Source organism: Leisingera sp. F5, assembly GCF_001593695.1.
This window is the reverse complement of the sequence record NZ_LUKH01000041.1, coordinates 17,472-28,308: the sequence shown is the minus strand read 5'-3', so window position 1 is coordinate 28,308 and position 10,837 is coordinate 17,472. Positions and strand designations below refer to the sequence as shown.

At 58.9% G+C, this 10,837-nt stretch carries 14 protein-coding genes; 1 reads left to right on the top strand and 13 read right to left on the bottom strand.

Annotated elements, in window-relative coordinates; genetic code table 11:
* Positions 1-526: 526 nt before the first annotated feature.
* The 13 genes from A2I95_RS20865 to A2I95_RS20805 all read right to left on the bottom strand — a co-directional run bounded on the left by A2I95_RS20865 (position 527) and on the right by A2I95_RS20805 (position 9,505).
* The gene (locus A2I95_RS20865; RefSeq protein ID WP_208764484.1) at positions 527-838 is read right to left on the bottom strand and encodes a hypothetical protein; all 312 of its coding nucleotides are present in this window, start codon (positions 836-838) and stop codon (positions 527-529) included.
* A gap of 206 nt (positions 839-1,044) precedes the next feature.
* On the bottom strand, positions 1,045-2,013 hold the full coding sequence (locus A2I95_RS20860; RefSeq protein ID WP_291732869.1) for an arsenic resistance protein: 969 nt from the start codon (positions 2,011-2,013) through the stop codon (positions 1,045-1,047).
* Positions 2,014-2,043: 30 nt separating this feature from the next.
* Complete coding sequence (locus A2I95_RS20855) at positions 2,044-2,373, bottom strand: rhodanese-like domain-containing protein (RefSeq protein WP_141889287.1); 330 nt, start codon at positions 2,371-2,373, stop codon at positions 2,044-2,046.
* 272 nt (positions 2,374-2,645) lie between these two features.
* A complete protein-coding gene (locus A2I95_RS20850; protein WP_291732865.1) occupies positions 2,646-3,866 on the bottom strand; it encodes an adenylate/guanylate cyclase domain-containing protein in 1,221 nt (406 codons plus the stop codon).
* 61 nt (positions 3,867-3,927) lie between these two features.
* Positions 3,928-4,758 carry a cytochrome c biogenesis protein CcdA gene (locus A2I95_RS20845; protein ID WP_167510214.1) on the bottom strand — a complete coding sequence of 277 codons (831 nt, stop codon included), beginning with the start codon at positions 4,756-4,758 and terminating at the stop codon, positions 3,928-3,930.
* Positions 4,755-5,456 (bottom strand): organomercurial lyase, encoded by a 702-nt coding sequence (merB, locus tag A2I95_RS20840; RefSeq protein ID WP_167510215.1) that lies wholly within the window; start codon positions 5,454-5,456, stop codon positions 4,755-4,757. The genes A2I95_RS20845 and merB overlap by 4 nt, the downstream gene beginning before the upstream one ends.
* A 411-nt stretch (positions 5,457-5,867) precedes the next feature.
* Positions 5,868-6,149, bottom strand: coding sequence for a hypothetical protein (locus tag A2I95_RS20835; protein ID WP_244940704.1), 282 nt, complete (start codon positions 6,147-6,149; stop codon positions 5,868-5,870).
* Between the two features lie 82 nt (positions 6,150-6,231).
* Positions 6,232-7,683, bottom strand: a complete 1,452-nt coding sequence (gene merA, locus A2I95_RS20830; protein ID WP_167510221.1) for a mercury(II) reductase — start codon at positions 7,681-7,683, stop codon at positions 6,232-6,234.
* Positions 7,684-7,714: 31 nt separating this feature from the next.
* Entirely contained in the window at positions 7,715-7,903 is a 189-nt protein-coding gene (locus A2I95_RS20825) for a hypothetical protein (protein WP_141889181.1), read from the bottom strand.
* Positions 7,904-7,925: 22 nt separating this feature from the next.
* The gene (locus A2I95_RS20820; RefSeq protein WP_141889182.1) at positions 7,926-8,114 is read right to left on the bottom strand and encodes a hypothetical protein; all 189 of its coding nucleotides are present in this window, start codon (positions 8,112-8,114) and stop codon (positions 7,926-7,928) included.
* A 3-nt stretch (positions 8,115-8,117) separates the two neighbouring features.
* Entirely contained in the window at positions 8,118-8,357 is a 240-nt protein-coding gene (gene merF, locus A2I95_RS20815; protein ID WP_141889183.1) for a mercury resistance system transport protein MerF, read from the bottom strand.
* Between the two features lie 422 nt (positions 8,358-8,779).
* Positions 8,780-9,085, bottom strand: coding sequence for a periplasmic mercury ion-binding protein (locus A2I95_RS20810; protein WP_141889185.1), 306 nt, complete (start codon positions 9,083-9,085; stop codon positions 8,780-8,782).
* Positions 9,086-9,097: 12 nt separating this feature from the next.
* Entirely contained in the window at positions 9,098-9,505 is a 408-nt protein-coding gene (locus A2I95_RS20805) for a mercuric transporter MerT family protein (RefSeq protein ID WP_141889186.1), read from the bottom strand.
* A gap of 93 nt (positions 9,506-9,598) precedes the next feature.
* On the opposite strand from A2I95_RS20805, the gene A2I95_RS20800 reads away from it, so the two are divergent.
* Positions 9,599-10,003, top strand: coding sequence for a helix-turn-helix domain-containing protein (locus A2I95_RS20800; protein WP_208764485.1), 405 nt, complete (start codon positions 9,599-9,601; stop codon positions 10,001-10,003).
* Positions 10,004-10,837 lie beyond the last annotated feature (834 nt).

Below are 10,837 nucleotides of genomic sequence, written 5' to 3'. Positions count from 1 at the left end.
GCTTTCTTCCAGCTGCAAACGCCAGCGATCGTGACCAAGGATTTGTAACGTTCTATCGGCATGTGTCGTCCCCTGTTGGCGACGACTTCCTAGCAAGATGATTGTTTGACGAGAAGCCATGGCATCCCGTTTTCGATGTGTGACACGAATATTAAATTCCTGTCAACGGTAGATATCGGTGCGCTGTTGTTATTCGACAGAAACGGAGTTCGCGTTGGTCGTTGTCCTTGTTTAACTTAGGTCCGGCTCCATTTAGTTGGGGTGGATTCCGGTAGGAGCAGGATCGTATCAAAGGGATTGCTGACCTTCGCTGCATCCAGCACGAACAGGAAAAGAGCGGGACAGAACGGACTTATGCCGCCACGGCGAATGCACGTGCAGAACGTCGAAATCTAAGTTCGCACGCGCGGCAGCAGCCTTTCGGCGACGCAGCGATTTCCACCGGAGCGGTCGTTCAACCGGCCTTCGATGGACAGAAACCAAACTGACCGTTCGCAGCGGCCAACCTGCCAATCGGCGTCCAACTTCAACTCCCTATCGGCACCCAAAAGTGAGCCCCTGTATTTGCCCGCTGATCCGACAGCGCCTTGTGCGCCAGGCGTGCATCAATGCAGATGATTGGAAGGCCACGTTTCTCAAGTTCTCGGATGAGCCAGATGGCCAGAATGCCGCTCTCATGCACAATCCGCTCGGGCTCAGCGGCGTGCTCCGAAATGAATGATGCGATTGGGTCCGGATCCGAACTGGTTTCGCCGCGGGCAAGCACCTCACCCTCTCTATCAACAACACAGATCGACACGGATTTGACGGACACGTCTAGACCAACACAATGCGTCATAGTCGTACTCCTTCACGGCCGGTTTTGCTGAGGCGGATCTCATCGAATCGCGTTCGCCCTGGGAGAGCGGCCGCTGCAAACACACCATGTCATTCATTTCTCACGCAGCATTTTCCGGAGATTGTTCGCATTGTGTCCCGGCCAAAAAGGTTATGTCATCCCGTGCAGCGAAGGCAGGCTAATCAATGTAGCCGATCCAGCCGCCTTTACCACTGATGCGTTGATCGCGCTGTCACCAGCGCCGGAACAAGCCTGATATAGGCAAGCTCAGCCAGAAGTTCGACGCAGGTCTGCGTTACCACGATAGCGGCGGCGATCCCGCCGTCGAAGGGCGCCGCGAGTGCCAATGGCAGCACGACCAATGAATTTCGGGTACTTATGCTGAATATCAACGCCCGGCTGGCACCGTATTCAAGACGGGCAAGGCGATTGATCGCCCAGCCGATGATAGGTGCTGCCAAGACATAGGCGAAATAGACCGGCACGACGCCCAGCACATCAGCCAAGGCCGTTTCGATCCGGGGCAGTTCGGCCGCAATGACCAAAAACAGGGTCAGCGCCATCAGCGGCACCGGTGCCCAGGCCATGGCCGCGGTGAAACGCTCGCCCGACGCGTGCCGGCCTGCCCAAAATTCGGTCAGCCAAGCCAGTATCAGAGGCGTTGCGATAAGCCAGAGGAAGGCTGCGAGGAACGGGCCGGGGCGCAGCAGATCCGCTATGCCCGGCCCAAGGAACAGCCAGAGGTAGAATGGCAGCAGGAGAAACTGAACGACGAGGAGCAGCGGTGTGGCGGCGAGCACGAGGCGCGCATTCCCGCGGCCCATATGGGTGAACACTACGACATAGTCGATGCAGGGGGTGAGCAAAACGAGGAGCACACCCAGTTGCACCGCCGGGCGGGACGGCACCATTTGGAACAGAAGCCACACCAGCAGCGGCACGGCGATGAAATTCGCCACCAGGAGCGCGCCGAGAAAACGCCGGTTGCGCATCGCGCCTCTGAGATCGGCGAGCGGGACCTGTAGGAACGTGGTGTAGATGAGCGCCGCCAGCACGGGGGTGACCGCGAATTCCAGAGGACCGGCAGCATCCGGCGCTGTCGAGCCGACAGCGATACCGAGTCCAATCGCGCCAAGGTAGACAGTGATCTGGCGCCTCTCTAGCCGATCCCGCATCGCCGCAGCCTCTCCTTATCGCACCTGCGTTTAATCCGTCACAAAGGGCAGGCCAGCCTCAACCCAGTCCGCCTTGCCCTCATGGTAGTCGCGGACGCAGGTATACCCTAAGCGCTCAAGTCGCTCGGCAGCAAAGGACGACCGCTTGCACGTCCCGCTGCTGCAATAGACGACGATATAGGTGTCGCGGTCGGGAATGCGCTCCGGCGCGACGTCGATGATGTCATCGGACACGATGCTGATGGCGCCTGGCAGGTGCCCCTTGCGGTATGCAGTTTCTGGCAGAGTGTCGACAAGAACGAATTCATCGTTGCGGTCGATCTTTGCCTTGAGGTCCTCGCGTGAAATCTTCGCTGTCATTCTCTGCTCCTAAAGGGCCCAGCTGGACCGAACGTGCATATTTGGGCTGGAGGCTCAAGGGTCGTTGTGACGTTTCCTGCTATCTCAGCTTAATGTGTTCGTCCCTGAAGGCTTCAGCCGGTGTGCGCCATCCGAGGCATTTTCTGGGTGTGCCGGCCAAGCGGTCAGCATGAATTGTCGACAAGCCGGACAAATCCAGCTTTTCCCAATCTGCTCGCACGTCCGGTTTTGGCCCAGTGCGCCGAGCGTCCTCCTCCAAGGACGGGAACAACCTACGTTGAATTCGGGCAAAGTTCATGGAGCGATACGGGGCTGGCAATGCCTTTCAACTTGCGCGTCCCGATGGGGGAGGAATTCTCTGGAGAAAATCGCGTTACGAATGCCTCCGTGGCAAGGTATTCGATGCCGAATGCGTGGGTTTCCTCAAGACATCGGGCGGCTACATTCACCGCATCGCCGATAATGGTGAAATCCAGACGTTCACTCGACCCAATATTGCCGTACAGAACTTCGCCGAAATGCAAGCAGAGTCCGTGTTTCAGGGCTTTCTCACCTGCTTCCCTCCTTGCGGAATTCAGCATGTTGAGCCGCTGACTGATGGCGGCGATTGCTTCCTGCGGCCGCGGTTCAGGCGTTCCGGCTAAGTTAACAGGAAAGAAGGCCAGAACAGCGTCGCCGACAAATTTCAGTATATGGCCGCCATTCTCTTCAATTGGAGCGACAAGACAGTCGAAATAGCTGTTCAGCAGGCTGACCGTCTCTGCCGGCTTCAATTGCGCGGAAAGGCTGCTGAAGTCATGAAGATCCGCAAACAACACGACAGCCTCGACCAGCTGGCCTTCGCCAAGGCGGATCTCACCGCGCATGACCTGGCTGCCGGCGTGCCGGCCCAGGTAGGTCCGCAGTGCGGTGTCGAGGTTTTCGATGGCGACAAACCGCTCCAGCAGCGCGGCCAGGAGATCGGCCAGCCGGCGGAAGGCAACAAGGCTGCCTTTCGAAAATCCGCCTGATTGGCGCGTTGCGATCGAAAGCGTGTTGATTGTGCCGCCGCTGAAGCGCAACGGGATAATGAGATAGTCGGTGAAACCGTCAAGCCGAAGCTCATCGTAGAGATTGCAACGTGACGGTGGGGTGTTTTGGAGGTCTGGAACATGCAACTCTGTACCCGTGGTATGAACGTGATGATCCGGAGAGGAACGGTATCCTTGCCTGTTCTTAAGCCCATGCGGCCATTCGATAACGCGCACCCGGCCGTCCTTGGCGAGCCACAGGTAAGTACGTGCCCGAAAATCCGGATGCAGCGGCTGCACGCTCACAAACAGGCGTTCTACCCGCAATGGCGCCGCTGACAGAATCTGCCCGAACTTTCGGATAGCTGCCTGGGCGTCCTCTGAACTGGCGCCATGTTCTGCTAGACACAGTGCAAGTTGGCCCGTGACACACTCGATATCATCGAGTCGGTTTGGGGTATGTCGGCGGTGCAGGTCAGTCATTGTCCTATCTCAGGAAGCCCGTTAGCTCGTTCAGATTGTCTCCAGGATTCAAGCGAGCGGCCTATTTGCGATACGCAGCGCGTATGCGAGCAATCCACACCCACAAGGCAAGCACGGTGGCGCCCGACAGCAGTATGAGTAAACCCGTTCTGGACGACAGAAACATGCTTGCCCTCGATGCGTATCCTTCGACTGAATACGCGATTTCGTCAGCCCATGACGCGTTATCGAAGAAAAGCCTTCCCCAATAGAGGGCGATGTAGAGACCGGCCAGCAATGTCAGAGTGCCGGCTGTCCGTCGCAGGAACACGGTGCGATCTTGAACTAGCTTCAGCAATCCCGAACCAGCGAGCCTTCCGCCCACTGCGACCAAAGTTAACACAGTGGCCGCCCCGGCCAAGTATGCCAGAAAACCGGACAGGGAGATCTCGCTCTCCAGAAGAAAGGACAGACCCGCGACAGACATAAACACCGGCAGGGTGCAGGAGATAGACGCAAGCCCATAGGAGAGGCCAAATCCGAACGCGCCATAGCGGGTGCTAATTCGGCGGCATTTTTCAATGACTGGAATTCCCGGAAATCGGATCGACGCAATCCAGCTGATGCCGATCAATGCCAGTGTAAATCCCAGTGCCATGCCGATCCATGGCAGCGCCGGCCCGAGCCATTCGGAGCCGGCGGCAAGCAGGACCCCGGCAACCAGGAATATGGAAATGAAGCCGAGTGAAACCAGCCCGCCTGAACCGAACGCCCGGATCAGGCGTTCGGCCGCGGGGCGGTCTTCGTGTGCCGCCATTTCACGGGCGAACCACGCCGGCAAAAGGGCAAAGCCGCAGGGGTTGACCGTTGCAACCGCGCCTGCAGTGAACCCATAAAGGACGAGTGAACTCACGGCGCAGCCCCCTCGGCCGGGGCTTGAAGGAATGGCCGGAAGATCGCGGCGCCGAGGCGCACTCCTTGGGTCAGCGAAAGGTCGAACCCCCGCGCGGAGGGCGGTTGGGAGCGTTTCCAGGCATCGAGGTGATCGGGGCCGCAGAACAGCAGCATCGACTTGCACTGGCTGTCGGCCGCACAGGCCCCGACGTCCTTGACGCCGGTCCAGACCCGAGGATCGGGCTCGGAGGCATGGCCGAGCGTGAGACCATCAGCTAAAACACTCAAGCTGACACCAGCCCGGCAAGTTGGGCATAGACAGGTGACTTCGGCTGGTTCGCGGGCCATGGCCGCGGTGCCCAGTGCATCGACCGCACAAATCGCATGGACCTTCACCCCGCCCACGCGCACCAGGAAATCGGTTGGACGGGTTGAAAACGGATAAGCCAAGGCAATCTCTCCGCGGCGCACATGCACGAGATCGCGCCGTCCCAGATCGGCAAGCGATTCAGCGGAAAATTGGGAAATTGGAGGCGGTACGCCATCAGCCAGAAACGCCTGCAGGATCGCTTGATGAGCCTGCCGAGCCGCAGGCGAGAGCCCACCCCAGCGCGCGGCCAGCCGCGCGTTGCTCATGAGTGCAGACAGAGCTTCTAAGACTTTTGGGTCCGAAAGGGTCGAAGTGTCCGGAAAATAGGTTTCAGCGGTCTTTTCCATCAATCTCACTTTCCTTTGGGTGAACTGCATGGGCCTGGCCCCACTTCCGTTCCGGCAGTGCTAACGGCATGGTTCGGCGAGTAAGACAAGCTTGTCATCGATTGCTGGCTGGCTTTAGAAGATAGGATAGCATCGCCACTGCGGAGTTCATGTCGGCGCGCGCCGGTATTCTGCGATGGTGAAGTGGCTCTGCTCGAAAGCACTTGCCACAACAGCCAGCCTGTTGCCAAAACCAGGAGGAGTACGCCTCCAAGTTTGACCGCAGGGTGGGTCATCAGTGACAAGAACCCGCCAAGCGAAAATGCGCCGGTGGCCAGCAGGAGCCCGCCACAGCAGACGAGTTTGAGCGCGACCAGCGCAGCTAGCGGGCCTTTTCTGCCATCATCCTTCATCATCGCTCCTTTTGGTTGCTCAGAGATACTTGCCCCCGCGCTCCGTGACAGCGATGACGCCCAAGGCGCCAATTCCGATCATTGCACCAAGCCATTTCCACCCCTGGCTTCCGAGGTCCACAACCCCATACCCGTGTGTCAGCACCACCAGAGCCATCGCCAGAAAGAATGGCCCGGTCCAGAAGCAATGGCGCCGCCCGCAGCGGCGCGCGTTCCAGAGACAGGCCGCCCCCATCCAGACGAGAGCCCCGGCCCAGACCCATGTCTTGACCGGATGCGCAATGCCGAACACGGCGAACATTGCCGCCGCCGGAGCCGCCCAACCTAACAACACACCATGGCAACTGGAGAGAAGATCCGTGGTGTGCCCGCGTCTCACGTCGTCACCCCGCACAGCAGCTGAGTTTTGCCACATCCTTGTCGAAGGTCTGTGCCGCCAGTTTCAGCCCCTCGACCGTGGTCAGATAGGGAAAGAGCGTCTCGCCAAGCGCCTTGGTGGTCATGCCGAACTTGAGCGCCATGGCCAGCGTCTGGATCGTGTCGGAACCCTCGGGTGCTGCGATCTGACCACCCAGCAGACGGTCGGTCTTGGCATCCGCCACCAGCTTGATCACGCCGCGGGTATCGCGCGCCGCCGCCGCGCGCGGCACGTTGTCGAGCGTAATCACGCTGGTCTTGACCTCGTGCCCGGCTGCTTTTGCCTCGTCCTCCGAGAGGCCAACACCAGCCACTTGCGGGTCGGTGAACACCACCCAGGGCATCGCGGCATTGTCATAGCGCATTGGCTCCAGTCCCAGAGCGTTGTTGATCGCTACCTTGGCGCCATAGGCCGCCATATAGACGAATTGGTCGCGGTCAGTGACATCGCCCGCCGCCCAGACGCCCGCCCGTGTGGTCGCCATGTCGGGGCTCACAATGACCGACCCGCGCGCATCGGTTTCGATGCCCAGTTTGGCTAGTCCAAGACCGTCAGAGTTGGCCACCCGGCCGGTGGTCCCAACGATCCGTTCCGCCGTCAACGCCTCGGTCTGGCCATCGCGTTCGATGGTCAGGGTGACACCGCCCGCACCTTGCGCGACCGAGGTGTAAGCCAGGCCGGTTTCGACCGCGATGCCTTCCGCCTTCAGCGCCTCGGTCAGCGCCTCGGCCACCTCCGGTTCTGCGCCGGGCAAGAGGCGCGAACGGGTGACAAGCGTGACCTTCACCCCGAGCCTTGACGCCATCTGCGCCAGCTCGCAGCCGATATAGCCGCCGCCTAGCACCATGATGCTCTCGGGGGGCGCGGGCAGGGTCAGAAGATCGGTAGAATCCAGCACGTCCACTTCAGCGATGCCCTCGATATCTGGGAGCTGAGGGCGGGACCCGGTGGCGATCAGGATACGGGGAGCGGAAAGCAAACGGCTGCCAGCTTGAACCCCGCCCTCGACGAGACGTGCGGCCCCTTCTTCAATGTAGGTCACATTGTCATAGGCAGGCAGCAAATCGAGGTACTTCTTCTGCCGCATCTCGACGACCAGATCGGTCGTGCCATTTACCACCGCGCCCCAGTCGACTGCGTGGGTGCAGGGCTCGACACCTGGGAACCGTGCCGCCGAAGTGCCGCCATGTACCGCCTCGGCGGCGCGGATCATCGCCTTCGACGGCACGCAGCCCACGTTTACGCAGGTACCGCCGATCGTACCGTGTCCTACAAGGGCCACTCGCTTGCCGGCCTCGGCCGCGGTGATCGAGGCGGAGAAACCTGCCGAGCCCGCACCCACCACGATCAGGTCAAATGCGTTGCCATCAGTACCTGCCGGACCGCAACAATCATGGGTTTCAACCTTTTGCTCCATCATCATCTTCCTCTGTTTCCTAATAGGGCCGTCACTTCCATGCGGCCGCGGGTATTACATTTTTAGCCATCAATCCGATGCCGGTGGCGTGGCTGGGATAGGCGGTGATCATCGCCGGGTTCTGTTTGCCAGTTGGTCCGACGCCGATGGCCGCGGCATACAGATCGATCTGCTCCTTGGCTTCCTGTCCGACCAAGATGATGACACAACTCACTTTCATTCTCGCTGCGTCGTTCCGAATTCTACGGTTGGGAGAAGTCCTGACTGCTCCCTTTCTCGGGTCGCTTGGTCAGGAGGTAGACGATTGCGCCAATTGCGATCAGCGGTGTGGTGATTGAAATCATCCAGGACACCGCGCCGAAAAAGTTGAAGTAACAACAGCCCATCATTTGCGGTGCCATCGGCATCATATCTTCTATAGGGGCCATCATCTCCTAGTTCCTTTGCGATTGGGTATTGCGAGGGTTCTTTCGCCACAGTGAGTAGATCGTCAGTAGGATGAAAATCCCGAGCGCGGGAAGCAGCACAAAATCTAAGTACCCGACGACGGCGGCAAGACCGACGGTGCTGAAGAGAACGACAAGAACAGGTGTAAAGCAGCAAAGCGCCGCGATGACCGTGCCGATGAGGCCGACCTTCAGGAGGCCATTTGAGGTTTTTTCTTCAGTATTCATGTATCTTCTGTTTCCAAGCGTGCGGAAAACCTGCCCGGCGAAGGGGCCGTTTTCCTGTTGAAATGGACACGGCCACTGCCGCAAAGGCCTACGAAGTCCGTCCGCTTCGCTGCCGGTTCGCGGTTTCGGCAGAGTCTAGGCTGACTTTCGTGTCGTGCCGGCAGCATGAGTCTTCTGGCGCGCTGTCGGCATGTGCTGGGCGTCTCCGTTTGATCTCTCGAAAGACCAGCATGGCACCAACGGCAGCGATCACAGTCGCGATGCCGCCAAGCCCGGACAACCACCCGCCTATCCCGCCAAGAATAGCGGCGAGGATTACGCCACCGCCACCGCAACAGATCAGCATGATCGGAGCGGCAACAACGAAGGCCAGAAGCCCCCCCTTGTGTCTGTCATCCATGACCCTTGCCCTCCTTCTGCCCTCAGGAATCGCCGGGCTGAAGAACTTCCGCCGGATAACCATTGGCCAGGACTGCGTTGATGATCATGTCAGGGTTGGCCTCCTGATCGTCATAATTGACCACGTAGATGCCTTCGCCCCACGACTGCCCCTCAAGAAAGTCGACAATCTCGACGGAGGGTACGCCGCGCATGGCTGCCGCCACAGTAAAGGAACAGGAGGGACAAGTCAGTTCGCCAACCCCGACATTGATGCGCTGTTCGCCGGCACTGGCGGGAGCAGCTGCGAGCACTCCCAGAGCTGATAGGATAAGAAGGATGTTTTTCATGATGCGGGCCCTTCAGTAAGATAGGAGGTAGGGGGTGAGATAGGGAAAAATCATCGCGACAGCGACGATGACAGTCGCAATCCAAAGAATGAATCGCATGAGCTTCCGGTTCATGGGGCGCGCGCAGGTTCCATCGGCGCAGGCCCCGGCCGGTATTGGGCGGTAGGCCTTGTAAAAGCCGTAGCCAATGAACGCAGCGCTCAGCGCAAAGGTGATCCACTTGTACTGATAAAGCGCGCCCAACTGGGCGATGAACACGCCAGTGACGCCGAAGCTGACCAGCACCAGTGGCAGAATGCAGCATGAGGTCATGGCCAACGCACCGAGTACCCCCAGCCCGGTAGTTGCCCAAGCCTTTCGGTCGGCATCCGGTTGATCGTCGAGTGCCGTTGACCGGCCTGCGGATGTTGTTTCAGTCATGTTTCGAGTCGTCCTTGCCTCGTTGATGACTTCAACCTAAGGTCTGTAGTCAGTACAGGCTCAAGGGGGTCCAACGTGAAAACCCATCACAGAATGGTGAAGGTCATCCGGCGCGGGGTTCTAGCGCAAATGACAGGATGCAACTTGGAGACCATCCGGTATTACGAAAAAATCGGCGTCATGCCGGAACCGCCCCGCACATCCAAGAATTACCGCGCCTATGACGAAAGCCATGTCGGGCGCTTGCGCTTCATCATGCGTGCGCGCGAATTGGGCTTCACGCTCGAAGAGATCCGCGATCTGCTCGCGCTCGTCGATGGCGGGGCACAGACCTGCGGGGAGGTGCAGGTTCTTGCGAATACTCATCTCGACTCTGTCCGCGCCAAGATTGCCGATCTCAAACGCATCGAGCACGTTCTGTCCTCCACAGTGGCGCAATGCACCGGTGACGATGTGCCGGAGTGCCCTGTGATCGACGCGCTTACAGAGGTAACCTAACCGATCGCCAATTGATGATGGTCGCACCCGTCACCCAAACGGGCAGTGGAACCGGAGCGATCGCAAGGATCAAGGTGACGACGGTGGCTGGCAGTGAAAACAAGTGGCTCCGTCCAGCAACCAGCAATATGCCGCCGCCGCTGCCGATCAGGGTGGCAACGCCAAGCCAGGCATTCGCAGACAAGCCCGCACACATCAGGCTCGACAAGATCCGGGTACCCTTCCTGCCAAAAGGGTGATCAGAAAGATCGCGGCCACAGGCAGCTCAGGCCGGAGCCGTGATATTTCGCAGCTTCCTGCCATGCTGAATGACCGCATCCGGCATTCGTTTTTACCAGGCAGCGCTTCGCGTCATTAGCCTTTTTACATAAGGGTTATGAGGAAGTCGTTGATCTGAGCTTCATTCACAACAACGATCCATGATATTGCGATCAGTACTGTGCTGCCCGTCAACCACCACTTTAGGTGGGAAATCGAGCCCCTTCGGTACGAAACAGCCCATGCCGAAAGTAAGACTGCGGTTGAGATACCAAGGACGTAGTAGCTTGCGGCGGCGATTTTCCCAAATATTGCAAGCCAGCTTCCACCGAGTCCGAACAAAATCATCGTCATCGGCAAGACGCAGCACGCCGCAACACCAAGTGATGAGAGCGATCCAACGTAGCTGGCCCAGATTGATTTTCTCATGAATTCACCTCACGCCAAAGAGCGACCATATCCTGGGAACGCTTATGCACCCTGTAGCAACCACAGGATCAAGAAGAGATTCTTCACGTGATCGCGATTGAAGAAACGCTACTCTGGCGGCCTCAGTCGAGATTATTGGAAGCGTCA

What these genes read in the sequence shown, in the direction of transcription:
- A2I95_RS20825 (WP_141889181.1), bottom strand. Translation starts at nt 7,903, where the DNA reads ATGAAAGTGAGTTGTGTCATCATCTTGGTCGGACAGGAAGCCAAGGAG.
- merB (WP_167510215.1), bottom strand. Translation starts at nt 5,456, where the DNA reads ATGGAAAAGACCGCTGAAACCTATTTTCCGGACACTTCGACCCTTTCG.
- A2I95_RS20850 (WP_291732865.1), bottom strand. Translation starts at nt 3,866, where the DNA reads ATGACTGACCTGCACCGCCGACATACCCCAAACCGACTCGATGATATC.
- A2I95_RS20800 (WP_208764485.1), top strand. Translation starts at nt 9,599, where the DNA reads ATGGTGAAGGTCATCCGGCGCGGGGTTCTAGCGCAAATGACAGGATGC.
- A2I95_RS20865 (WP_208764484.1), bottom strand. Translation starts at nt 838, where the DNA reads ATGACGCATTGTGTTGGTCTAGACGTGTCCGTCAAATCCGTGTCGATC.
- A2I95_RS20860 (WP_291732869.1), bottom strand. Translation starts at nt 2,013, where the DNA reads ATGCGGGATCGGCTAGAGAGGCGCCAGATCACTGTCTACCTTGGCGCG.
- A2I95_RS20855 (WP_141889287.1), bottom strand. Translation starts at nt 2,373, where the DNA reads ATGACAGCGAAGATTTCACGCGAGGACCTCAAGGCAAAGATCGACCGC.
- A2I95_RS20835 (WP_244940704.1), bottom strand. Translation starts at nt 6,149, where the DNA reads ATGTTCGCCGTGTTCGGCATTGCGCATCCGGTCAAGACATGGGTCTGG.
- A2I95_RS20810 (WP_141889185.1), bottom strand. Translation starts at nt 9,085, where the DNA reads ATGAAAAACATCCTTCTTATCCTATCAGCTCTGGGAGTGCTCGCAGCT.
- A2I95_RS20805 (WP_141889186.1), bottom strand. Translation starts at nt 9,505, where the DNA reads ATGACTGAAACAACATCCGCAGGCCGGTCAACGGCACTCGACGATCAA.
- merF (WP_141889183.1), bottom strand. Translation starts at nt 8,357, where the DNA reads ATGAATACTGAAGAAAAAACCTCAAATGGCCTCCTGAAGGTCGGCCTC.
- A2I95_RS20820 (WP_141889182.1), bottom strand. Translation starts at nt 8,114, where the DNA reads ATGATGGCCCCTATAGAAGATATGATGCCGATGGCACCGCAAATGATG.
- merA (WP_167510221.1), bottom strand. Translation starts at nt 7,683, where the DNA reads ATGGAGCAAAAGGTTGAAACCCATGATTGTTGCGGTCCGGCAGGTACT.